The organism is Candidatus Alistipes pullistercoris, from assembly GCF_027665465.1.
Classification (GTDB): Bacteria; Bacteroidota; Bacteroidia; order Bacteroidales; family Rikenellaceae; genus Alistipes_A; species Alistipes_A hominis.
The window spans coordinates 1-23354 of record NZ_JAQDED010000012.1; the positions used below are offsets into that span (position 1 = coordinate 1).

18 protein-coding genes and 1 pseudogene are annotated in these 23354 nt (G+C 56.8%); 11 read left to right on the forward strand and 8 right to left on the reverse strand.

The features are described 5' to 3' along the window. Window positions 1–648: pseudogene (locus tag PGR91_RS12620) on the forward strand (hypothetical protein); the annotation flags it as partial. 25 nt (window positions 649–673) lie between these two features. On the opposite strand, the gene fmt reads toward PGR91_RS12620, so the two are convergent. From fmt to PGR91_RS12645, 5 genes are read right to left on the reverse strand one after another with little or no spacing between them, the layout of a single operon-like run. Then, complete coding sequence (fmt, locus tag PGR91_RS12625) at window positions 674–1642, reverse strand: methionyl-tRNA formyltransferase (protein WP_118657236.1); 969 nt, start codon at window positions 1640–1642, stop codon at window positions 674–676. Between the two features lie 16 nt (window positions 1643–1658). Then, on the reverse strand, window positions 1659–2045 hold the full coding sequence (locus tag PGR91_RS12630) for a VOC family protein (RefSeq protein WP_153498284.1): 387 nt from the start codon (window positions 2043–2045) through the stop codon (window positions 1659–1661). 24 nt (window positions 2046–2069) lie between these two features. Further along, window positions 2070–3302 (reverse strand): bifunctional 3,4-dihydroxy-2-butanone-4-phosphate synthase/GTP cyclohydrolase II, encoded by a 1233-nt coding sequence (locus tag PGR91_RS12635; protein WP_055205122.1) that lies wholly within the window; start codon window positions 3300–3302, stop codon window positions 2070–2072. A 42-nt stretch (window positions 3303–3344) separates the two neighbouring features. Further along, window positions 3345–4817: an LptF/LptG family permease gene (locus tag PGR91_RS12640; RefSeq protein WP_118657237.1), complete on the reverse strand. Its 1473-nt coding sequence runs from the start codon at window positions 4815–4817 to the stop codon at window positions 3345–3347. Then, a complete protein-coding gene (locus PGR91_RS12645) occupies window positions 4801–5640 on the reverse strand; it encodes a metal ABC transporter permease (RefSeq protein ID WP_055205120.1) in 840 nt (279 codons plus the stop codon). The genes PGR91_RS12640 and PGR91_RS12645 overlap by 17 nt, the downstream gene beginning before the upstream one ends. A 121-nt stretch (window positions 5641–5761) precedes the next feature. On the opposite strand from PGR91_RS12645, the gene mtaB reads away from it, so the two are divergent. The 7 genes from mtaB (at window position 5762) to PGR91_RS12680 (ending at window position 13415) form a co-directional block, all read left to right on the forward strand. After that, on the forward strand, window positions 5762–7069 hold the full coding sequence (gene mtaB, locus PGR91_RS12650; RefSeq protein WP_118657238.1) for a tRNA (N(6)-L-threonylcarbamoyladenosine(37)-C(2))-methylthiotransferase MtaB: 1308 nt from the start codon (window positions 5762–5764) through the stop codon (window positions 7067–7069). Window positions 7070–7122: 53 nt separating this feature from the next. After that, entirely contained in the window at window positions 7123–7875 is a 753-nt protein-coding gene (locus PGR91_RS12655; RefSeq protein ID WP_055205118.1) for a hypothetical protein, read from the forward strand. 6 nt (window positions 7876–7881) lie between these two features. After that, on the forward strand, window positions 7882–9327 hold the full coding sequence (locus PGR91_RS12660) for a TrkH family potassium uptake protein (protein ID WP_172970801.1): 1446 nt from the start codon (window positions 7882–7884) through the stop codon (window positions 9325–9327). A gap of 60 nt (window positions 9328–9387) precedes the next feature. After that, entirely contained in the window at window positions 9388–10950 is a 1563-nt protein-coding gene (locus PGR91_RS12665; RefSeq protein WP_118657239.1) for an SPOR domain-containing protein, read from the forward strand. A gap of 162 nt (window positions 10951–11112) precedes the next feature. After that, window positions 11113–11619 carry an NfeD family protein gene (locus PGR91_RS12670; RefSeq protein WP_055205169.1) on the forward strand — a complete coding sequence of 169 codons (507 nt, stop codon included), beginning with the start codon at window positions 11113–11115 and terminating at the stop codon, window positions 11617–11619. A gap of 27 nt (window positions 11620–11646) precedes the next feature. Continuing rightward, the gene (floA, locus tag PGR91_RS12675; protein ID WP_101574024.1) at window positions 11647–12612 is read left to right on the forward strand and encodes a flotillin-like protein FloA; all 966 of its coding nucleotides are present in this window, start codon (window positions 11647–11649) and stop codon (window positions 12610–12612) included. Window positions 12613–12764: 152 nt separating this feature from the next. After that, window positions 12765–13415 carry a lactate utilization protein gene (locus PGR91_RS12680; RefSeq protein WP_055205115.1) on the forward strand — a complete coding sequence of 217 codons (651 nt, stop codon included), beginning with the start codon at window positions 12765–12767 and terminating at the stop codon, window positions 13413–13415. Between the two features lie 11 nt (window positions 13416–13426). Here the strand turns inward: PGR91_RS12680 and PGR91_RS12685 are convergent, their stop codons facing one another. The 3 genes from PGR91_RS12685 to PGR91_RS12695 are packed head-to-tail and all read right to left on the reverse strand — an operon-like array spanning window position 13427 to window position 18195. Next, complete coding sequence (locus tag PGR91_RS12685; protein ID WP_101574022.1) at window positions 13427–14104, reverse strand: DUF2461 domain-containing protein; 678 nt, start codon at window positions 14102–14104, stop codon at window positions 13427–13429. Window positions 14105–14161: 57 nt separating this feature from the next. Further along, the gene (locus PGR91_RS12690; RefSeq protein ID WP_101574020.1) at window positions 14162–14941 is read right to left on the reverse strand and encodes a 4Fe-4S binding protein; all 780 of its coding nucleotides are present in this window, start codon (window positions 14939–14941) and stop codon (window positions 14162–14164) included. A gap of 11 nt (window positions 14942–14952) precedes the next feature. Continuing rightward, the gene (locus PGR91_RS12695; RefSeq protein WP_118657240.1) at window positions 14953–18195 is read right to left on the reverse strand and encodes a glycosyl hydrolase; all 3243 of its coding nucleotides are present in this window, start codon (window positions 18193–18195) and stop codon (window positions 14953–14955) included. Between the two features lie 369 nt (window positions 18196–18564). On the opposite strand from PGR91_RS12695, the gene PGR91_RS12700 reads away from it, so the two are divergent. The 3 genes from PGR91_RS12700 (at window position 18565) to PGR91_RS12710 (ending at window position 23350) form a co-directional block, all read left to right on the forward strand. After that, a complete protein-coding gene (locus tag PGR91_RS12700; RefSeq protein ID WP_118657241.1) occupies window positions 18565–21282 on the forward strand; it encodes a hypothetical protein in 2718 nt (905 codons plus the stop codon). A gap of 137 nt (window positions 21283–21419) precedes the next feature. After that, window positions 21420–22088 carry a YczE/YyaS/YitT family protein gene (locus tag PGR91_RS12705; protein WP_101574045.1) on the forward strand — a complete coding sequence of 223 codons (669 nt, stop codon included), beginning with the start codon at window positions 21420–21422 and terminating at the stop codon, window positions 22086–22088. A gap of 128 nt (window positions 22089–22216) precedes the next feature. Then, window positions 22217–23350 carry a sialidase family protein gene (locus PGR91_RS12710; RefSeq protein ID WP_118657242.1) on the forward strand — a complete coding sequence of 378 codons (1134 nt, stop codon included), beginning with the start codon at window positions 22217–22219 and terminating at the stop codon, window positions 23348–23350. Window positions 23351–23354: the final 4 nt, after the last annotated feature.

A 23354-nucleotide genomic window follows, 5' to 3' on the forward strand; every position in this document is an offset into this window, starting at 1 on the left:
CCTAGAAAACCAAAGGCGAACAGTTACGGTACGCTATACGATACAACCGCGCTCGCTAAGTACAAACCAATGTCCCTGTATAACTACATGATGTTCTTGCCGGGAGTGGTAAGGGTGGGGGGAGGTTTGTTTGTAAAAAGAAAAGGGTTGCCAAATCCATTAGATCCCAAAGTTGATTTCAGTAAACTTTATGCTCCTGTTACTTTATCGCTTAATGGGACGAGTTGTTCTATAAGCGATTTAGCTCACTATATAATTGATGACGTTTTGTATATCAGCAATGTAAGGACAACAGAAATAATGTCTTTATCCGGTAGCGGCGAATGTCAAAATCATATAGAGATAATTTTAAAAGAAGGTGTTTCGACGGTCGGCTCTGAGATTAAAATGTATCGCACGATCGGTTATGCCGAAAGCGTGGAATTTTACAGTCCGATATACGACACACCCGAAAAGATCGCCGACGAAAAACCCGATATCCGGACGACGCTGTACTGGAACCCTTATCTGCAAATCGGCCCGGACGGCACCGCCCAAATCGAATTTTACTCAAACGATCATAAAAACCAGCAATACGATATCGCTATCGAAGGAATAACGCCCGACGGAAAAACATGCCGCTACCGAAAAGATATATCCGCCCGGTAAATACGACGGCGGCATTTTCTGTTTCCTACACGAATACGCAAGCGTCGATTCGCTGAAAACCGCGCAGCAGATCGGCTACGGGCATACGCTTTTTACCGGCCACCTGCAGTTCGTCGAGAAAAACGTATCCGTCCGCACAGGCTACTTTCAGAAAGGTTTTTCTGTCGGAAAGGATCGTTCCGGGAGCGCACCCCGCTCCCGCATCCGGATCGGGATGAGCACGGTAAATCTTGACGGCAAGCGGAGCCGCATCGTCCCTGCGGAGTTCGCTCCATGCGACCGGATAGGGACTCAGTCCGCGGATCAGGTTAAACACCGTCCGGCGGTCGGATTTCCAGTCGATCCGACAGGTGTCTTTGAATATTTTCGGCGCCTCCCGGATTTCGGCAGGCGCTATGTCATCCTGTCCGACAGGTACGATGTCTCCCGCCGCGATCTTTTCGACCGTCTCGACGACCAAATCCGTCCCCGCGACCATCAGTTTGTCATGCAAGGTTCCTGCGCACTCGTCCGGCCCGATCGGGACACGGCTCCGGCACAGGATATCTCCTTTGTCTATCTCGTGGTTCAGCATAAAGGTAGTGACGCCGCTCTCCGTCTCGCCGTTGATAATCGCCCAGTTGATCGGCGCGGCCCCCCGGTACTGCGGCAACAACGACGCATGCAGGTTAAACGTCCCCAGCGCAGGCATCGACCAAATAATCTCGGGCAGCATCCGGAAAGCGATCACGATTCCCAGGTCGGGCCGCAACGCCCGGAACGTCTCGACGAACTGCGGATCTTTCAATTTTTCGGGCTGCAAAACCGGCAACCCGACTTCCACGGCATACCGCTTGACGGCCGACTGCTGCAAATGTAGCCCGCGGCCTGCCGGTTTGTCGGGCATCGTCACGACGCCGACGACGTGATAACCCGTTTCCACCAATCTCCGCAACGGGGCCACCGCAAAATCGGGGGTACCCATATAAACGATACGCAGTTTCTTGCTGTCCATATCTCTAAATATCCCGTTAAGCTACGATCTCGATCCGGTTGCCGTCGGGGTCGCAAACGACGCTCTCGAAGTATCCGTCCCCGGTCTGCCTCGGTTCGCCGGCGATCCGATACCCGTCCCGCCGCAACCGTTCGGTCAGGCTGCACACCGCTTCGCGGCTGCCGACGCCGAACGCGACGTGACAAAAGCCGGTATGCTCGCCTTCGTCCGAATCCCGGATATCCGTCCTCCGCATCAGTTCCAACGCGACGACGCCGTCGAAACGGACGAAAAAAGACTCGAATCCCTTGGCCGGATTACGGTATACGGGGCCGCTCTCCCCGTCGAAATAACGCACGTAAAAATCCCGCAGTTCTTCCAGACGGTTCGTCCAAAGCGCTATATGAGCAACAGCTATTCCCATTAGACCACAGCGTATTATCCGTTATTACTTAAACAATCCGAGCCGGTGCCCCATCACCTGCTCTTTGGTGCGAAGGTATTTTTCGTCGTACGGATTCGGAGCGATCACGATCGGGACATTCTCGACGATTCGCAGGCCGTAGCCTTCCAGCCCGGCGCGTTTCTGCGGATTGTTGGTCATCAGCCGCATGTTCCGGATACCGATCTCGCGCAGAATGCTGGCTCCGACTCCGTAATCGCGCTCGTCGACCCCGAAACCCAGTTTGACATTGGCTTCGGCGGTATCGTACCCTTCTTCCTGCAATTTATAGGCTTTCATTTTATTGAAAAAGCCGATTCCCCGGCCCTCCTGATTCAGATAGACGACCGCGCCTTTTCCTTCCTGCTCGACCATTTTCATCGCTTCGTGCAACTGGGCTCCGCAATCGCAGCGGCACGAACCGAAAATATCGCCCGTCACGCACGAAGAATGCACGCGCACCAGCACCGGTTCGTCCGGCTCCCACTCCCCTTTGATCAAGGCCACATGATCCAGCCCGTTGCTCGTCTGGCGGAACGGGATCAGCTTGAAATGTCCCCATGCCGTCGGCATATCCACCATTTCGCCCCGCTCTACGATCGATTCGGTTTTCAGGCGGTAAGCGATGATATCGGCGATCGAAACGATCTTCAGGCCGAATTGCTGAGCGATTTTCCGCAAATCGCCCAGACGGGCCATCGTACCGTCTTCGTTCATGATCTCGATCAGCGCGCCGCCGGGAGTCAGTCCGGCCATCCGCGTCAGGTCGATCACCGCTTCGGTATGACCCGGACGGCGGAGCACCCCTTTGTTACGCGCCCGGAGCGGGAAAATATGCCCCGGACGGCCCAGATCGGACGCCTTGGTGGCAGGATCGACCAGCGCCCGCACCGTAGCCGCGCGGTCGGTCGCAGCCACGCCGGTTGTACAACCGTGTCCGAGCAAATCGACCGACACCGTGAAAGGCGTACCGAGCAGCGACGTATTGTTGGCAACCTGCATCTCCAGATCCAGTTCCCGACAGCGGTCTTCGGTCAACGGAGCGCACAACACGCCGCGGCCGTTGTGAAGCATGAAATTGACGATCTCCGGGGTGATCTTTTCGCCGGCGACGATAAAATCGCCTTCGTTCTCCCGATCCTCGTCATCGACCACGATGACGACTTTGCCCGCGCGGATATCTTCGATCGCTTCGTCCACACTGCTGAGAATCTTTTCGTTGTTTTGTTCTTGTGACATGATATTTCGATTTTGTATTTTTAATTTTCGGTTTTCGTACGGTTACCGGTTCTCCGGCTGCATACGCCGTTTTCGCGGGAATATCCGTTTAAAAAATCCGCGGATTCTCCGGGTGTGGGCGAGGTACCATTCGGCGTTGAACAGGTTCGAATCGTTGGTCGCTTTATAGGTCAGGTAGACGGAGATCGGCAACAGGATAAATGTGGCGATCCACATCCCGATAAAAGAGTTCCACGAGCCCTCGCGCGCCATCTTCTCGCCGGTGATCGTAATGATGTAATAGATTACGAAGAAACCGACCGATACGACGACCGGCATCCCCAGCCCTCCCTTACGGATGATCGCTCCCAAAGGCGCTCCGATCAGGAAAAAGATCATGATCGAAACCGGCAGGGCCATTTTTTTATGCCACTCGACCTTAAATTTGTAGAGCTGCGTGAGGGCGTCTTTCGAGGTTACCTCGTCAAACGAGTAGAAACTGCGGGAGTTGCGCGCTTTGTTGAGCGCCTCGTTGTAAATCCGTTGCCGGTCTTTCAGACCCATGCTGTCGATGTGCGCATTCAGGTAAACGGGCCGCCCGTGCAACGGAGCGATCGAATCGGTGCCGAGACCCTGGTCGAAAGGAAAAATGAAGGTGGTGATCAGCGGCTGGTAGGAGGCGCTGGCCGCCGCCGCGCTGACTTTCTCCAGCGAGTCGATCCCGGCCGAAAGTTCTTTCGTATTTTTGGTCTGGCTGTTGTTGAACAGCGACATGTCGGTTCGGGAAAAATCGAAACCCGACATCGGGATCACCATGTTGTAAACGTCGAAATAACGGCGTTCCAGCGTATTATCTTTCATCCACTGGTAGTTGCGCACCTCTTCGTGCATCTCGCCGTTATACAGCGTGGCCAGCAGAAAACGCTTGTCGTCGGACAGCGAAATGTAGCCAGAGTCGGCTACGATCGTCCCCATCTTGCCGTTTATATTGGTATTGCGCGTATCGTAGATCAGGATATCGGTCAGCAGCTTCGTCTTCGGGTCCTGGTGGTCGACCCGGATGCTCATGTCGTTGTCGAGATTGAAAAAAAGCCCGTCCTTGAATTCGATGACCTGTTTCTGCTGCCGGATGTCGTAGATCAGCGCCGACATCTTCCGCATCGCCATCGGCACCAGATTGTTGGCGACGAAAAAACTGCCGACGGCGACGAAAAAGACCAGTACGATCAGCGGCCGCATGATCCTCGGCAGCGATACGCCGGCGGATTTCAGCGCGAGCAACTCGTAATTTTCCCCCATGTTGCCCATCGTCATCACGGCGGCGAACAGCGTCGCAAGCGGCAACACCATCGGTATCAGCGTGATGGCGGCGTACATCATCAGCTCCATAATCACGCCCATGCCGAGCCCCTTGCCGACCAGTTCGTCGATATAGCGCCACATGAACTGCATGATAAAAACGAACAGGACGATGAAGAAGGTGAGCACCATCGGCCCTACGTACGATTTCAATATGAGCTTATGTACCGTTTTCATCCCGCTTCCGCATAAAGTCACGCAAAGGTAATAGTTTTACAATAATAAGCGTAACGGTCAGTATAAATATTGTAGACGCGCCCGACGGAATATCGCCCTTGTAGCTGACGTAAAGTCCGGCGAACGAACCGAGCACGCCGATCGCAGAAGCCCCGGCCATGATCCGTCCGAACGAGCGGGTCAGCTGGTTGGCGATCACCGCGGGCATGGTCAGCAGCGAGATCAGCAGAACGATCCCCACCACGCGGATCGAAATGACGATCGTCACGGCGATCAGCGCCGACATCAGGTAACCGATCAACCGCGTCGGCATATTCTGGCTGCGGGCATACTCCCGGTCGAAAGCCACGTACAAGATCGGCCGGTACCAGACGGCGAAAACGATCACGATCGCCAGGTCGACGATCCCCATCCAGATCAGGTCGGAGGAGGTGACGCTCAGTATATTCCCGAACAGGAAACTCATCAGGTTCGGAGCGTATCCCGGCGTCAGGTATACGAAGATAATCCCGACGGCCATGCCGAGCGACCAGATCAGGCCGATCGCCGAATCCTCGCGGATCCGTTTGCCGGCCGTAAAGGCTTCAATCCCGAACGCCGACAGCACCGCGAAACAGAACGCGCCGGCAATCGGATTCAGCCCGAAATAGTAGGCGATCCCGATCCCGCCGAACGACGAATGGGTGATCCCGCCGCTGAGGAAAACCAGCCGGCGGCACACCACGTACGTACCGACCATGCCGCAGGCCAGACCGCACAACAGGCAGGCAAGCGTCGCATGGGTCAGAAACCTGTATTGAAAAAGTTCATAAAAGAAATCCATAAACCGTCGATCGAACTACAAAGCTACGCGTTTTTTTCGGGAATTCTTCCACAATGCGGCATAAGCGGCAAAAATTAGGCGGCGGTTTTGTACCTTTGCGCCGGTATCGAAATACAACGCCATGTCATCCGCTAAAAAAGTAGGTTTTTACACATTGGGCTGCAAGCTCAATTTCTCCGAGACGTCGACCATCGCCCGCGAATTCGAAGCGGGCGGCTTCGTACGCGCCCGGCAAGGGGAAACCGCCGACGTATATGTCGTCAACAGCTGTTCGGTCACTGAACATGCCGACAAAAAGTGCCGCAACATCGTGCGCCGGATCGTCCGGACGAATCCCGATGCCATCGTCGCGGTCACCGGATGCTACGCCCAGCTACGGCCGCAGGATCTGGCCGCCATCGACGGGGTCGACCTGGTGATCGGCAACAACGACAAAGGCTCGATCTACGAACGGGTATCCGCACTCGGCGCCAAACGCAAAGCATCGGTACACACCTGCGAAGCCGGCGAACTGACGAACTTTTTCGCCGCGTTCTCGACCGGCGACCGCACCCGCTCGTTCCTGAAAGTACAGGACGGGTGCAATTACCATTGCAGCTACTGCACGATTCCGCTGGCGCGCGGCGCCAGCCGCAACCTCCCGATCGCCGATCTCGCGGCCGAAGCGCAGCGAATCGCCGCGCAAGGTCAACGCGAAATCGTACTGACGGGTATCAACACCGGCGATTTCGGCCGAACGACCGGCGAACCGTTCATCGACCTGTTGCGGGCCCTCGACCGGGTCGAAGGCATCGATCGCTACCGCATTTCGTCGATCGAGCCGAACCTGCTGACCGACGAGGTCATCGCTTTCACAGCGGCTTCGAAACGATTCCAGTCGCATTTTCACATTCCGATCCAGAGCGGAAGCGACCGCATCCTGGCGCTGATGCGCCGCCGGTACAACACGGCACAGTTCGCCGACCGGATCGCTGCGGTGCGCCGCGCCGTGCCGGACGTATTCCTCGGTATCGACGTGATCGTCGGATTCCCGGGCGAAACGGACGAAGACTTCGCCGACACCTACCGTTTCCTCGAACGTCTCGCCCCGGCATTCCTGCACGTTTTCCCCTACTCCGCGCGTCCCGACACCCCCGCCGCCGGATTCCCGAACCGGGTTCCGCCGCCGGTCGCCGAACGACGGGCCGCCGAGCTCGGCGCGCTGTCGGAACGTTTGCACCGCGCTTTTTACGAAAAGCAGGTCGGAACGCAAGCGCGAGTATTGTGGGAAAGCACGCGTCGCAACGGATATATGTACGGATACACAGGCAACTACGTCAAAGTCCGCACGCCGTTCGACCGTGCGCTAATCAATACGATCACGCCGGTGAAACTGACTGCGACGGACGGTGAAGAGGTAATGGATGCGGCGATTCTCAGCCGGGAATAGCGTAAGTACGCCAAATTGTTTATATTTGTAATCTTGAACAACGACAATCGGGCATGGGTTTGAAAAACAAAATACGGTTGGGCTTCCTTTCGTTGGCCCTGCTGCTTTTCTTTTCGGGAATCATTTCCTACTTCGAGCTCAGCAGGCTGAGCCATTCGACGCACAGCATGCTGGGAGCCAGTTTCCGCAACATGGAACTGTCGAAAACGATGCTGGACGCCGTGCAGGATCAGAACACCGCACTGCTGCAGATGATCGTCTCGGGCAGCCGCAACAGCGACTCGATGCTGATCGTCGGCCGGCAAAAATTCGACTCGTCGATGCGCGAAGCCAACGTGCTGATCCGCGACCTACAGGGGTTCGACTCGATCTACGCCGCCAACGTCGCCTACAACCGGATCGTCGACGCCTACCTCAGCGACAGTCTGCACAAAAACAGCGTCGGCTGGTACGTCAACATCTACGAAACGTCGTATGCCGACCTGACCACGTCGATCAAAAATTTCATGGTCTCCTCGCAGCGCATCATGGACGTCAAAGCCCAGCGGCTCGAAGACAACGCCTACCGCGCTACGATGCCGGGCTTCATCGCGCTGCTGATCGGCATTCTGATCGTCGTGGTATTTTTCTATTTCATCAACCTGTACTACATCTCCCCGGTGCTGAAAATCACCGACGCGCTGAAAAATTACCTGAATTCGAAAATCCCGTTCAAGGTGAACGTCGAGGGCCGGGATGAAATGTTCCGGCTGAAGGAATCCATCGAAAAACTGATCGATCAGCAAAAAAGCAAACGAAACGAATAGTCGGACATGCGGTTGAACATCGTACTCAGATACATCGGTCTCATCTTGCTGCTGAACGCGGCGTTCCTGCTGCTGTCGGCTTGCGTTTCGCTGCTGAACGGCATGGATACCGCTTTCTACCCGCTGTTGCAGAGTTTCCTGCTGACGGCGATCCTCGGAGCCTTCCCGCTGATCTTCGTGCAAGGCGGCGAACAGATATCGAGCTCCGAAGGCTATGGCGTGGTGGTCGGGGCGTGGCTGATGTCGTGCCTGATGTGTATGCTGCCCTACATGCTCTGGGGCGGCGAATTCACGCTGGCCGACGCATGGTTCGAAAGCGTTTCGGGCTTCACGACGACCGGGTCTACGTCGCTAAGCAACGTCGAAGCGCTACCCAAAGGACTGCTGTTCTGGAGGGCGTCGACACACTGGCTGGGAGGCGTCGGGGTCGTGATGTTCGTCCTGGTCGTGCTGCCGTCGATGGGCTCGACCAAGATGCGACTTTCGAGCGTCGAACTGTCGTCGATGGCCAAGGACAATTTCCGGTACCGCACCCAGAAAACGCTGCAAATCCTGATCGTCGTTTACGTCGGATTGACGCTGATCCAGACCGTGCTGCTGAAGATCGTCGGGATGGGCTGGTTCGACGCGGTCTGCAACTCGTTCTCGACCATCGCTACCGGCGGATTCTGCACCCGCAATTCGAGCATCGCGTCGTTCAACAACGCCGGGGTCGAATTCATCGTGATGTTCTTCATGCTGGTCTCCGGACTGCATTTCGGCCTGATATACGGCACGCTGACCGGCAAGAACAACAACATCTTCAAATCGGAAATCAGCAAATACTACATTTTCTCGACACTCGCGGGAGGCGTCGTCATTGCGATCAGCCTGTGGCTGACGGACATCTATCCGAATATATGGATTTCACTAAGATACAGCCTATTCCAGATTATATCGGTCGCTTCGACCACCGGTTTCGCCACGGCCGACTCGTCGGTATGGACGCCGCTTGCCATCGTCGTGCTGATGCTGTTCACGATCCAGTGCGCCTGCGCCGGGTCGACCGCAGGCGGCATCAAATGCGACCGTATTCTACTGTCGTTCAAAGCGATGAAAGCCGCCATCATTCAGCGGCAACATCCGAACGCCATCATCCGGGTGAAACTCAATGGAGTGATCCAGGAGAACAATACGGTCAACATGGCGATGCTTTTTATCGTACTGTACCTGATGTTGCTGGGGATCGGAACGGTCGCGGTAGCCGCTTTCGGCATCGATCTTGAAACCAGCTTCAGCATGACGGTAGCCAGCATGGCGAATGCAGGAGCCGGGTTCGGGCAGGTCGGTTCGATGGGCAACTACCACGAGATGCCGGGGATGGTGAAATTCATCGCCACGATCATGATGCTGCTGGGACGGTTCGAAATTTTCGGATTCATCCAGCTTTTCTTTTTGAACAAGTGGAAATGACGCCGGGCCGCACGTCCGTGTCGTTAAAAAATATATTTTTGCAGTTAGATTGATATTGCCATGTACAGACTGAGTCAGCTATTTGTTACGTTGTTTGCGGTTGCCCTCTCGACCGGACTGCAAGGACAGCAGGTCACGGCGCGCGTAGCGGGACTGGAAAGCAATGCGAAATACATGTCCCTGCTCGAACAGGAACAGCGTCTGCACCGAACCGAAGATTCGGTCGTGCAGGTCATCAACGACACGCGCAAACTTTTTACCGCCGAAACCACCGATTCGGAAAAAGAACAGCTCGGAACCAAAATCCTGCAACTCGAAAAAGAACTCTTCGAAATCCGGAACCAGCAGGGGGTCACGGCCAATGAAATCGGAGCGATCGAGCAGGACTTCATCCTAAAGAATCTGAACGGTACGGCCGAAAATCCGGCGGCAGCCGGCACTCCGGCTCCGGCGGGCGGAAAACAAACTCCGAATCTGGTCTACAACGTCTACTTCAAAGAAAACCTGTCGGAGCAGGATTACAAAGCGCTGCGGCACGCGCAGGAACTCGAACCGCTGCCGCTGAAACTGCTGGGAACCTATCTGGAAAACTACCGGAAAGCAGACTCGCTGGCAACCCTGTACGACACGACCGCCAACAAAACGCTGGCCGAAGAGACCTATGCGCAACTGGAATCGATCGGATCGCTGAACCGGGCGCTCAGCGACTCGCTGTCGCATGTCTGGAATTACATTTACGACAACAAGACCTACGCTTACAACTACCTGCTCGACAAGATGGGCAAGAACGAGATGCTGGACAAATTCGGCACGCAATTCCGCAACAACCGCCAGCAAATCGCCGCGATGCAGGACAGCGTAGCCTCGGAAACCGTTTACGGCTACCCGCTGAACAAACGGCTGCTGCTCGGCTACGAGGAGGCCCTGGCCGGAATCCTCGGATACACGGCGGCCCGGGACTCGGTGAACAAACAGTCCGAAATTTTCGGCAAACTGCACTACGACCTGCCGAAAATAGCTCCTAAAGAGCGTATTTTCATCGAATACGCCGATATCGAACGGGCCAGCCCGTCGAAATACAACGCCTCGAACCCGATCCCGGAAATGGAAGTATACCGACAGGGAACCGTATACCGCATCCAACTGGGCGCTTTCACCCAGAAGCAAGCGGTTTCGCTCTTCAAGGGAGTCTATCCGCTGTGTTACGAGAAGAGCGAAGACGGGAAATTCCGCTACTTCGCCGGGGCGTTCCGCGATGCGGCCGCCGCCGACGCCGGACTGGCCAAGCTGAAAAGCATGGGATTCCGCAAACCGGAAATCGTCGTATGGCGTGACGGCCGCTTCGAAATTCCCGGTGAAACGGGCGGCGAAGGAACGGCCGGCGAGCTTTCCACCCTGTACCGCGTAGAGATCGCCGGGCAGGGCGAAACCATTAGCGAGGCGATCAAAGAAGTGACCGACAGCCAGGCGGCCGGCAAGGAACTCTCGCGCGCCACGAACGACGACGGATCTTACCTCTATTCGATCGGGAATTTCGACAGCAAGGAAGCCGCCGATTCGCTGTGCCGGGCTATCAATGCAGTCTCGCAGGGTAGCGCGACCGTATTGGCCCTCGACTATTAGCGACCGGTTCCGCGCCCCCTAAAAACGATGCCTTCCCCGGTAAAAAACGGAAGGCATTTGTTTTTCACCTTATTTTCGACCGGTTCTTTTGCAGGTTTCCAAAAAATCCGTACCTTGGAAAAGAATTTCCCGTCCGGGATAAAATCTGATAAAAACAGGCTTATGTGGTTAATCGTCGCGCTGATCGTCGTGGGCGTACTGTTGCTGGTAGCGGAACTGGTACTGCTGCCGGGAATCAGCGTCGCCGGGATCGGAGCATTCGTCGCATTTCTGGCGGCCGCATTTTACGGTTTCATGCAATACGGCGTAATGGGCGGCGCACTGATCCTCGCAACGATCGTGATCCTCTGCGTCATCGCGGTAGTCGTTTCGCTCAGAGCCAATACATGGCGCCGTTTCTCGCTGAAAGCGACCGTGGACAGCACGTCTACCCCTACCCCCGAACAGCAGGACATCCATGTCGGACAACGGGGCGAAACGCTGACCCGACTCGCTCCGATGGGTAAAGTGCAGCTCGGCGAAGTGACCATCGAAGCAAAATCCGTGGACGCCTACATCGACCCGCACCAGGCGATCGAAGTGATCGGCTACGACAATACCGCCGTCATCGTAAGGCGGGTCGATTCCGCGGCCGGATACCGGGGAACATTTTCCGAACCGCTCGATTAAAAACACAAAAACACTAAAAATATGACTATGGAAGGATTTGGTATTTGGGTGATTGCGTTCGTCGCGCTCGTTCTGTTATGGTTCATTTTATACTTTATTCCGATCGGGCTATGGTTTTCGGCCCTCGTATCGGGAGTACGCATCAGTCTGCTGCAACTGGTGCTGATGCGGTTCCGCAAGGTGCCGCCCTCGGTCATCGTCAACCAGATGATCGCCGGAACCAAAGCGGGTCTGCATCTGACCTCCAACGACCTGGAAGCGCACTTCCTGGCGGGCGGCAACGTGCCCAACGTCGTGACGGCTCTGATCTCGGCGCAAAAAGCCAACATTACGCTCGACTTCCGGATGGCGGCGGCCATCGACCTGGCCGGCCGTAACGTGGCGGAAGCCGTACAGATGTCGGTCAACCCGAAAGTGATCAACACCCCTCCGGTAGCGGCCGTAGCCAAAGACGGCATCCAACTGATCGCCAAAGCCCGCGTAACGGTACGGGCGAATATCAAACAACTGGTCGGAGGCGCCGGCGAGGACACCGTGCTGGCCCGCGTGGGCGAAGGGATCGTATCGTCGATCGGTTCGTCGACGTCGCACAAGACCGTGCTTGAGAATCCGGATTTCATCTCGCGGGTAGTACTCGAAAAGGGACTGGATGCGGGAACCGCCTTCGAAATTCTGTCGATCGACATCGCCGATATCGACGTGGGCAAGAACATCGGCGCTTTCTTGCAGATGGACCAGGCCAATGCCGACAAGAACATCGCGCAGGCCAAAGCCGAAGAGAAACGGGCGATGGCCGTAGCGCTGGAACAAGAGATGAAAGCCAAAGCGCAGGAAGCGCGGGCCAAAGTCATCCTGGCCGAGGCTGAAATCCCGATGGCGATCGCGGAAGCCTTCCGCAACGGCAATCTCGGCGTGATGGATTACTACAAAATACAGAACATCCAGGCCGACACCCACATGCGCGAAGGGATCGTGAAGCCGGATAAAAAATAACATCCGGCCGTACACCGGTATGAAAACTCCGCGAAGAGGATCTCTTCGCGGAGTTTTTCGTTATCCCCGCCTCTATTTGTTTTTTCAGGCGGAAATCCCTAACATTGCAACGTCCGAATCGTTTCCGGATCTGAAACCAGAATACGAAAAACATGAATCCATCCGAAAAATACTGGCTGACACGCCTGGAAAGTTGTGCGAAAGCGCTGACTAAAAACGGATTCTCGGCAATCGTCGTAGACCGGATCGAAGATGCGGCAAACGCGGCGGCGGAGATCATCGAAAAGCTGGCTCCCCGTACGATAGGTTATGCCGATTCGCGCACCATGCACCGCAGCGGAATCCTGAACGTCATCCGGCAGGACGACCGGCGCACGCTGATCGACGGATTCGACCCGTCGAAAGAACGCGCCGAGAATCTCCTGACCAGACGGCAGGCCCTGCTGTCCGATCTGTTTTTGACCGGAGCGAATGCCGTGACAGAAAAGGGGGAATTGGTATGGCTGGATATGATCGGCAACCGCATCGCGGCGGTCGCATTCGGGCCAGAACACGTCCTGTTGTTCATCGGGCGGAACAAGTTGACTCCCGACCTCGAATCGGCCCGCCAGCGGATCAAGACCCTCGCCGCCCCGATGAACGCCCTCGCTCATGCGACATTCAAAACGCCCTGCCGGACGACCGCCCGGTGTCACGACTGCAACAGTCCCGACCGGATTTGCAACGGCTGGTTGATCCTCGAAAAGTGTTTTCCGAAAGAGCGGATCGCCGTCATCCTGATCAACGAGGATCTGGGCTATTAGCAAACCGGCGACTACATCTCCTCACGGGCATAATCCACGGCCCTGTTCAACAGAGCGATGAAAGGCATCGTCGCGCGGAACTCGCGGGCAACGCTTTCGACCAGATCCGCCTGCAACATAAAACGGTCGTCGACGAACTTTTCCAAATAGACGTCCTTCAGTTTCAGGTATTCGACATACGGACTGTCGGACGGAAAACCGGCCGGCGCCCGTTTCAGCCGGTTCTCCGCGTTCAACGAAAAACCGGACGCTCCCCGGACAGCGGCGGCGAAACGTTCCCCGTTATCGAAGATCTCGTCCCGGACGCTTTTCAACACGTTCGGTTCCGGCATATACAATCCGGCCGAAAGCAGGTGACCGCCGATCAGCCCGTCGCCCTGCGGCTCCACATGGAAATAATAACCGGCATACCCCGACTTTTTCCCGCGAGGACAAAAATAAGCCCCGAAATGGGTTTTGTAGGGTTCTTTGTTCGGACTGAACCGCGTATCCCGGTAAATCCGATAAGTGCAGTCCTTCACCGCAAGCCCAGCGACCGAAGGATCGAAAGCGGCGATCGCGTCGATCAGCCGGGCGACCAAACCGTCGAACCGGGCCTTTACGTCGCGGTACCAAAGCTTGTTCGCTTCGAACCATTCCCGGTTGTTATGGCGCCTCAACTGTTCCAGAAACCGTATGATATCTTCCATGCCTATCCGAATTGAGTAAGGATACAAAGATAACGAAATATCCGGACGGTCGCGGAACTACACATAAATATCCGGCTCCTTCCGCACGGAATAAGCTTTCACGAATTTCCGGCGGACGATTTTATACAGCAATCCCCCGAAACGGCGGGCGCGGGCCGGACATACGACGATGCAGCGGCCGCAGGCGATACACTTCTGCGGATCCGTTTGCCGGGGACGGCCGGCAGGAATGGCCTGTACGGGGCATCGTTCGACGCATACGCCGCACCCCGTGCACTTGCGGCCGCCCGTCGGTCGCAACGGCACTTTCCCCGGCGTTTTATAAGGACGGCCGCCCGGAGGCACGACTTCCTGCAAAGAGGCGGAATCGGCCGCAGAATCGATTTTCCGACGGAACTGCCGAACGAATGCGGCGATCCGCCGTATGTCTTCCTCATCCGGACGATTCGTTCCGACCTGCGGAAATATGGAGTGTTGCGCGACGAACGCGGCGGCGGCGGCGACCCTGAATCCGTTTTCTCCGACAACATCGGTCAGTTCGAGCAACGCATCGTCGTAATCCCGGTTGCCGTAAACGCATACGACGACGGCAGGCGTCCCGTTTCCCCGGAACTTGCGGAGCGCCGGCAGCGCGGATGCGGGAATGCGTCCGGAATAGACGGGCATACCCACTACCAGCAGGTCGCCGTCGTCCATCGTTACTTCCGCCCCGGGCGCGCTCCGGGTAATGTCGTACTCCGTCTTCCGTCCTTCGATTTGCGCGGCGATCTGTCTCATGACCTTCCGGGTCGTATAAGTCGCGCTGAAATATACCAGGTGAATATTTTCCGTCCTCACATTCTTACGATTTATTGATAACAAACGCTTTCTATACGTACGGGGCCCAGCAGCCCGGATGTCTGCAACGGCGACGACGGGGTCCACGGATTGTGCGGAGACCACGTCGGACGTTCGCCGGCGGGCAACGCGCTGTCGCCGATCAGACGGTTGACCCAGGTATTGACGACCTCGATTTCCAGATCGTTCCCGCCCTCTTTTACGAAGTCGGTTACGTCCAGCCGGTACGGATAAGTCCACACCCCTCCGACGTCGCGTCCGTTCAGCCTGACCCGGGCCATCGCGGCGACGCACCCCAGGTCGAGCAACAACCGCCGGGAAGGATCGGCCGCCTGCCAGGTAAACCGGTTCTTATACGAAGCCGTTCCCGAATAGAACCGGATCCGGTCGTCGTCGCTGAGCGCCCAGTCGGTCAGGGAATCCATCGTTACGGACTCTCCGGGTCCGCGCCGGGCGGCGTCGAAAGCCACCGTCCAGGGAGCGGTTATCTCGACGACCGGAACCGGCTCCGGATAGTTGACTCCCCCGCGGGAAGCGTCCGACGCCTGCGCAGGCTCACGGAAAACGACGAACGCGCTTTCGTAAGGCTCCAGCTTCAACGGAACCGAAACGCTCCTGTCCGAAACCGTAAACTCGGGAAGCGGGCGCATCGCACCCGAAACGGGAAGCCACAGCTCCGGTCGAAGCCCCCTAACGCGAAAACCGGCCTCGAACGCAACCGGACGGGCGGATTGGTTCGCCACGAAATAGATATCCGTCTCCCCCACCCTGCGATGCCCGTATACGATATCGCGGCAATCGGTTTTCAGATCCGGCGGGCAGTCGACATAGGCCAGGGCCTCCTCCATGCTCATGCCGGACAACACCGCTCCTTTGCCGTACCGCCGGGACTTCCGGGTCACTCCGTCCACCTCCGCCCACATTTCGGAAGCGAGCGCACGCACCAGCAGGTCGGCGCCGGGCTGTCCCTGCAAGCTGGGCGAACGGTCGGGACACGGGCCGAGCACGACGGCCCCGTCCCTTACCAACCGGGCGATCTTCGTCAGCAGTTCCGGCCGCATGGTTTCGAGTTCGGGAAGCACCAGCAATCTGTACTGCGTTCCGTGCGGCAGAGTCAGCAACCCGTCGCGCACAGACGCCCGGTCGCGCAGCACCTCCCCGTTGATATAGTCGAACTGATAACCGGCAGGTAACGCGGGATCGGCGACGCCGGTCATCTTCGGAGCGTCCTCGCCGACAAAATAGGCCACGTCGGCTATATTCAGCCCCTGTTGCAACATGAAATTGCAGCGACGCAGGTACTCGATAAAAGTATTCAACTGGGGATACCACGTGTTGTTGCGGTTGAATTCGTTTCCGTAAGCGGCATTCACGCCCGGAAGCCGGCCGTCGTCGAGCTGCGAGATGAACAGCGTCAGCAGGGTGCTGTTGATCCCTTCGGCGAAAAAACGGTCGCAACGCTGTTTCATATTGGCCGGATAACGGCTGAAAGCCGCCCCCGCACATGTAAACGACTCGGCATACACCCTGGACTTGCCGTAAATATGCGCGCAGGACGAAGCCGCCCGGTTCTCGATATCGCCCAGTTCGCCCTCGCTCCAAAACTCGCCGGCCACGTCGTCCGACTGTCCGCCGTACTGCAGGAACTCGCCCGGAAATCCCCAGTGCCCGTAATTTTCGAGCCATGTGGTAAGCCCGTGTTCGTGACAGACTTCGCGCATGCCGCCTACATATTCGTACGACACGGCGTCGGCCACCATCCTGCGCACATCCCACAGAAAACGATCCGAAGTTTCGGCGCTTCCGACCACGACGCCTTCGAACACCGGCAAAAACGGCACCGGATCGTATCCGTAACATTTTTCGAACCGGGCGATGAAATCGTCCGTAAAATTCTGCCCGCCGGTTTCGTAGCTATCCTGCACCACCACTTTGAACGACCGGCGGTCGGTCTCCGGAATCCGCTCAAGAATCTTACCGATAAAAGCGTCGAAATGGGTACGGACATGCTCCCTGTTCATTTTGTCGATCTCCAGCCCCGTAGCCTCCGGGGCGGCGGGACTGTTCGTAACGCCCGTGGAAGCCATTCCGGTACGCAGGATCGCCCACTCCCCGGCCGGGACGTCCCATGTCAACATACCGTCCCCGGCGGATACGAACTCCGTGATATCCCGCACGGCGGCAGGATCGACCGCCAGCGAAGGATCGTCCGTTTCGGCCGGAGCGGGCCAAAGGTAGTCCTTCCAGTACGGCAGAGGAGTCTGGTGCATTTTAGCCAGGCTTTTTTCGCTGTAACGTTCGACCCGCGCCGCTGCCGAAAGTTCCACCTCGCGCAGGGCGGCGGGTCCGCCGGCATTATCGACCGAAAGGCGGAACGCCCGGGAAGACGTGGGCGGGAAAGAGATCGTAACGGGAGCATAAACATCGAACCCGACATTGGGCATTTCGTTGAACCGACTGATATCGAACTCCGCCACCGGCCGGTAGTCGCTCCCGTCCAAAGCCTCGAGGACGGCATTCGCTACGATCGGGCGGTGTTCCGGGCGTACGGTAATGCTGCGGGCGGTAAAAAGCTCCGGCGACTCGAAAACGATCGCGGTTTTCCCGACGGGGAGCCGGACGGACGTAAGCGTATCCCCGTCGACCAACCGTCCGATACCGGGCAAAGCCGGTACGGAACGCACCGTTCCGGACGCGTCGTTCAGCAGCACTCCATCGTTTTTCGGCACCGGATAGGCGATCACGCGCACGTCCTGAATCATCCCTTCGGGCTTCGGCAACCTGCCCGAAAACTTCGAAGGGCCCTCGACCCGCACCTGCGAACTGCACAGATAACGCATCGACTCTTCCGGCTTCACCCAGGGACCGCCGGACTGACTCCACCCCGGAGAGTTGAAAATGCCGATCTCCATATCCAGTTCCGTTGCGGTCTTGAGGGCCGTATGCAATATCTCCCACCACGGCTCGCTCATCAGCTCGACCGGCCCGTAAGGAACGTCGTCGTGACCGATGTTGCCGATATAGGCGCGGTCGATTCCGGCTGCTTTCATCGATCGCAGGTCTTCGGCTACACCTTCTTTCGATACGTTTCCGGAAATCCAATACCAATACGTACTGATTTTTACCGAATCGGGCGGGGCGACGAATCCCCGTTCGAGCATGGACGAAGCAACGGTTCCCGCATCGCTGCGGCAACCCGTTAAAAACACGGCGGCGATCAACATCAGCCGCGCTCCGAATAGAGTGTGGGACATAGTTTAGTAGTTTTTTCTGTTTACCGGAATTCATCCGTATTCCGAACCGGCACAAGCCGCTCGGGCGCATAATCGACGATCGGGCAACGGGTCATCTTTTCATGATTCGGGATCGACGGACAAAACATGCGTCCCCGTTCGACAAAGCACATTCAAATATAGTGTAAATATCGGTACGAAAATCATTTGCCCGTACCGACAACGAAGCTTTTATCGGTAATCCGTCCGAATTTCGCCGTTTCCGCCGCCGGAAAGGACGCGAGCGGAATGCAGGACGCACATAATTCCGCCGATTCGACAATATTCGGTTCCGCATTCGCGACGAACCGAAAATAATATTATTTTTGTAGAATACTTAATCTAAACAAAATGAAGGAAAAAGTACTCGTTGCGCTCTGTTTTTTTTTGATTGTCGGAGGAAAACTGTCTTCACAAACCGAAAATAAAACGACCGGCTCCTTTACCATCGAATGGGAAGGGGGAACCGGAACGGGAAGCATTTCGGCTACGAACGGGAAAATCGCCCGGATCGAAGCCGTAAAAGGGAATGTCCGGATCGACGGGAACGCCTACCGCATCCGGAACGCTTCCGGAGCTCGGCTGGAATGCTTCGTCGACAGCGCCGATACGAAAATCGGACCGGAGGCGACTCTGATCCACGTCGAAGCTCCGCAGGGTTCCTTCTCCTTTTTCCTGAGGGACGTAAACCGGAATACGCCGATCTACATTCCGAATTACAAAGTAACGGTACTCCCGGCCGGAGACGGCCGTTGTTATGCGGAGGTCGAGCGAGAGATCCTTTCCCGAAAAAGCCGTACCAAGATCGAACGGATCGAAACCGAGCCGGAAGTCTCTTTCGAAACCGCGGCGGCACGCGCCCGCCGGTCGAACGTTCCGATCTGGCTCGGCATGGGAAGAGACATCCGCATGTTCGAAATATCGGAAGAGCTGCCGGACGGCACATTAGAGGACAAACTGATCCGTCCGATTTTCTCTTCTTCCCCCGTCGTACTGCCGGAAACGGCCCCTTCGGCGCTCTACTACCGGTACGCGCTGGGACGCGGCGTGGGAGTCATGGATAACATCGCCCGGCATCTGGATGAGGGCGTACTTCCCATTTACCACTCCGAACTCACGGACGACGATGTCCGTTACCACAGCGTATCGTTCGTGTCGCTCGAAAAGTCGGAGTTGAACGCCGGCAACGTGCAGGGAACCCACTTCCTGATCTCGGACAGCCGTTCCGGAGGGAGGGTATTTACCGAAACGCAGCAGAAACAGTTGGCCGACATACAGGCCGCGATCCCGCCCGCCGACGAGGAAGCCGTCCTCTACATCCGGACGGAAATCGAAAACGAAGGAGCCGTTCCCCGCTACGCCTGGATCAAGGCCCCCCGCCCGGCAATGCCCACCAACAATCTGTATATCGGAGCGGCTTATCAATTCGACCGGGAAAAAGGATTTTCATTTTTCTCGGAGGACCGGGTATTCTGTATTTCCACAATCAAAGGGAAACCGCTGTGTAACGAGGAACTCGCCGTACTGCTCCAACCCGGGGAACGGATCGAAGTGAACTTTTACATTCCGCACGAACCCGTCTCCCGACAGCGGGCCGAAGAACTGGCCGCACAGTCGTTCGAAAAACGCTACGAAGCGTGCAGGGCCTATTGGAACGGGAAACTAGAGCGCGCCGCCCGTATCCATGTCCCGGAAAAAAGGATCGACGAGATGGTCCGCGCGGGCCTGCTGCATTTGGACCTGGTGACTTTCGGGCAGGAGCCGGACGGGACGCTGGCCGCTAACGTGGGCGTTTACTCTCCGATCGGAACGGAAAGCGCCCCGATCATTCAATTTTACGCCTCGATGGGGTTGAACGACCTGGCCCGGCGGGCATTGAACTACTTTATCGAAACCCAGCAGGAGAATGGAAAAATCGAGAATTACAACGGCTATATGGTCGAAACGGGGGCCGTTTTGTGGTCGGTGGGCGAATACTTCCGCTACACCCGGGACAAGGAATGGATCGGGGAAATCAAACCGGCCTTGCTGAAAGCCTGCCGCTACCTGACCGAATGGAGAAACCGCAGTAAAAAGGACAGCCTCAGAGGACGCGGATACGGCATGATCGACGGAAAGGTCGCCGATCCGGAAGACTATTTCCACCAATTCATGCTGAACGGCTACGGTTACCTCGGCATGAAACGCATGGGAGAAGTATTCGAAGCCATCGGAGCGGAAGAGGCCGAAAGCCTGCAGAAGGAAGCGGCCGACTGGAGAAACGACATCCGCGAATCGCTCGAACGGACGATGGCTCTTTCGCCGGTCGTTCCGCTGGGAGACGGAACGTGGAGCCCGACCGCGCCTCCCTGGACGGAAGCTCCGGGACCGCGCCTGCTGTACCAACAGGCCGAATGTTTCCGCTCTCACGGCACCTTTACCGTCCCGGATGCCATGCTGGGGCCGATGTACCTGGTTTTTTGCGAGGTAATCGACCCGGCAGAGCCCGTTTCGGATCTGTTGTTGAAATATCACAGCGAACTGATGTTCCAGGAAAATTCGACTTTCAGCCAACCGTATTACAGCCGTCACAACTGGTTGCAAGCGAAAAAAGGAATGGTAAAACCTTTCCTAAGCACCTATTACCACACCATGGCCCCCTACGCCGATCCGGGAACCTATACGTTCTGGGAGCATCTCTACAAACTGAGTCCCCACAAGACCCACGAAGAAGCCAACTTCCTGATGGAAACCCGCTGGATGCTTTATATGGAGGATGCGGATACGCTGAATCTCTTCCGGGTAATTCCGCGCCGGTGGATGGCGGACGGCGATCGAATCGAACTGAGCGGCGTGCAAAGCTATTTCGGGCCGCTGAACGTCCGGGCGGTATCGAACGTCCGCAACAACCGGATCGAAGCCAGCGTTCGATGCGACCCGGCCCGGAAACCCGCCTGCGTGAAAATCAGGCTGCCGCATCCCGAAGGGAAAAAACCCGTGCGGGTAACGGGCGGCACATATAACGCGGACGACGAAACGGTCGTCGTCCGCCCTTTCGACGGAGAGACTGAAATACGGCTCGAATTCTAAACATTCGGATTCCCGAGAATCCGAATGCGGACGACACGCCTTACGCTCCCACGAAGATCGCCTGCCGGATCGCCGACGCCGCGTCGGTGCGAAATACGAAAATCTTTCGTAAATTCGCGTCGTTGTTTTTCGTATCGATGAAAAATCTTGTGGGCAGATACCTGTTGTTCGTGACCGGGCTTTATTTCCTGGCCGCCGGAATCGTGCTGATCCTGCGTTCGTCGTTGGGGACAACCCCGATATCGAGCGTGAACTACGTGTTGAGCCTCAACAGCGCGCTGACGTTGGGAACCTGGACATTCGTGATAAACATGCTGCTTATCGCCGGACAGTTCTGGTTTATTCGCGACCGCATGACGCGACGCGACACGGTCGAAATCCTGTTACAGATGCCTTTTTCGTTGCTTTTCGGGCTGTTCATCGATTTCAACATGGTCCTGACGCAACATCTGCTGCCGCCGAACTACGCAGCGGCGATCGTACTGCTGTTGGCCGGCTGTATCGTGCAGTCGATCGGCGTCGTACTGGAGATCAAACCCCGCGTGGTCATGATGAGCGCCGAAGGATTCGTCAACTACGCCTCGCGGCGCTATAATACGGATTTCGGAAAATTCAAAGTCGCTTTCGACATCTCGCTCGTAACGGTTGCCACGCTGCTGTCGCTCCTGCTGGCACGGCGCATCGAAGGCGTGCGCGAAGGAACACTGATCGCCGCTTGCAGCACGGGATACATCGTCAGTTTTCTGAACCGCAGGATACTCACGCGGGCGACGCTCCGCCGCGTACTGCCGATCAAAGGAATATAGCCGTCGCTTCGGAGAACGCCGCCGAAAATTCGACATCTCGAATTTTATTCGTATTTTTATCCGCGATAGGCCGACTGTCGGCAGCCGGACATCCGGAATATCCGACGTACAATAAAACGAAGCCCAGTATGCAAAAACCTTATCGACTGTTTTTACCCGTCCTCCTTTTTTTCTGCATTGCCGGCCCGAAAGCCGCTTATCCGAAAATCCCGGCGGAACCGGCGCTACAAACGGAACCGGAACGCGCCGTGAACGTCGAAGGGAAAGACGCGGCCCTGACGGAACGGGATTTCCTGTTCGGCGACGACCGTCCTTTCAAACAGTGCCATGCATCCACGCTGGTAGGACTCGACGACGGCAATTTCCTGGTAGCATGGTTCGGCGGAGACAAGGAGAGCGCGGACAACGTAGCCATATGGCTGTCCAAAGGCAAGCCGGGCAACTGGTCGGCGCCTCGCCGAGTCGCGAAAATCCGCGACGACGCCCACTGGAATCCGGTGCTGTTCCGCGACGGGAAGGGAAAAGTTTATCTTTTTTTCAAAGCGGGGAAAAAAATAACCGAATGGGAGACCTGGTGGACGGCTTCGTCGGACGACGGAACGACCTGGTCGAAACCCGTCGAACTCGTCAAAGGCGACCGGGGAGGCCGGGGCCCTGTTCGCAATAAGCCCATCGTCCTATCGAACGGCGTATGGCTGGCCGGCGCATCGTTCGAAAGCGAGACGGGCGACAAACACTGGGACGTATTCGTCGACCGCAGCAGCAACAACGGCAGAACATGGAAGGCGACGCCCTTTCTGGAACTGGACCGCAGCAATTTCAGGGGACACGGGGTCATCCAGCCCACGCTCTGGGAATCGGAGCCGGGAATCGTCCACATGCTCGTACGCAGCAGCAACGCCCGCATCTACCGGAGCGACTCGAAAGACTACGGAAAATCCTGGTGTCCGCTCTACCCGACCGACATGCCGAACAACAACAGCGGCATCGACCTGATAAAACTCCCGGACGGCGTGCTGGTTCTGGCATACAATCCGGTCGGCGGCGATGCGGGGTCGAGGTCGCTGCTCAACTTGGCCGTATCGTTCGACAACGGCAAAACGTGGCCGAAGACAATCGCGCTCGAAAACGACAATCCGCCGGCGGAGTATTCCTACCCGGCGATTATCGCCCACGGAGACCGTGTGGCGGTCACTTACACGTGGAACCGGCAACGCATCGTTTTTTGGGAGTTCGCAAACGATGCTCTGGAGGCCCGATAATCAT

Bases quoted from the DNA above. Each gene is read 5' to 3' on its own strand.
- PGR91_RS12700 (WP_118657241.1), top strand. From the start codon at position 18,565: ATGAAGGAAAAAGTACTCGTTGCGCTCTGTTTTTTTTTGATTGTCGGA.
- PGR91_RS12710 (WP_118657242.1), top strand. From the start codon at position 22,217: ATGCAAAAACCTTATCGACTGTTTTTACCCGTCCTCCTTTTTTTCTGC.
- PGR91_RS12645 (WP_055205120.1), bottom strand. From the start codon at position 5,640: ATGGATTTCTTTTATGAACTTTTTCAATACAGGTTTCTGACCCATGCG.
- PGR91_RS12640 (WP_118657237.1), bottom strand. From the start codon at position 4,817: ATGAAAACGGTACATAAGCTCATATTGAAATCGTACGTAGGGCCGATG.
- PGR91_RS12665 (WP_118657239.1), top strand. From the start codon at position 9,388: ATGTACAGACTGAGTCAGCTATTTGTTACGTTGTTTGCGGTTGCCCTC.
- PGR91_RS12630 (WP_153498284.1), bottom strand. From the start codon at position 2,045: ATGGGAATAGCTGTTGCTCATATAGCGCTTTGGACGAACCGTCTGGAA.
- PGR91_RS12635 (WP_055205122.1), bottom strand. From the start codon at position 3,302: ATGTCACAAGAACAAAACAACGAAAAGATTCTCAGCAGTGTGGACGAA.
- mtaB (WP_118657238.1), top strand. From the start codon at position 5,762: ATGTCATCCGCTAAAAAAGTAGGTTTTTACACATTGGGCTGCAAGCTC.
- fmt (WP_118657236.1), bottom strand. From the start codon at position 1,642: ATGGACAGCAAGAAACTGCGTATCGTTTATATGGGTACCCCCGATTTT.
- PGR91_RS12680 (WP_055205115.1), top strand. From the start codon at position 12,765: ATGAATCCATCCGAAAAATACTGGCTGACACGCCTGGAAAGTTGTGCG.
- PGR91_RS12695 (WP_118657240.1), bottom strand. From the start codon at position 18,195: ATGTCCCACACTCTATTCGGAGCGCGGCTGATGTTGATCGCCGCCGTG.
- PGR91_RS12655 (WP_055205118.1), top strand. From the start codon at position 7,123: ATGGGTTTGAAAAACAAAATACGGTTGGGCTTCCTTTCGTTGGCCCTG.
- PGR91_RS12660 (WP_172970801.1), top strand. From the start codon at position 7,882: ATGCGGTTGAACATCGTACTCAGATACATCGGTCTCATCTTGCTGCTG.
- PGR91_RS12670 (WP_055205169.1), top strand. From the start codon at position 11,113: ATGTGGTTAATCGTCGCGCTGATCGTCGTGGGCGTACTGTTGCTGGTA.
- floA (WP_101574024.1), top strand. From the start codon at position 11,647: ATGGAAGGATTTGGTATTTGGGTGATTGCGTTCGTCGCGCTCGTTCTG.
- PGR91_RS12685 (WP_101574022.1), bottom strand. From the start codon at position 14,104: ATGGAAGATATCATACGGTTTCTGGAACAGTTGAGGCGCCATAACAAC.
- PGR91_RS12705 (WP_101574045.1), top strand. From the start codon at position 21,420: ATGAAAAATCTTGTGGGCAGATACCTGTTGTTCGTGACCGGGCTTTAT.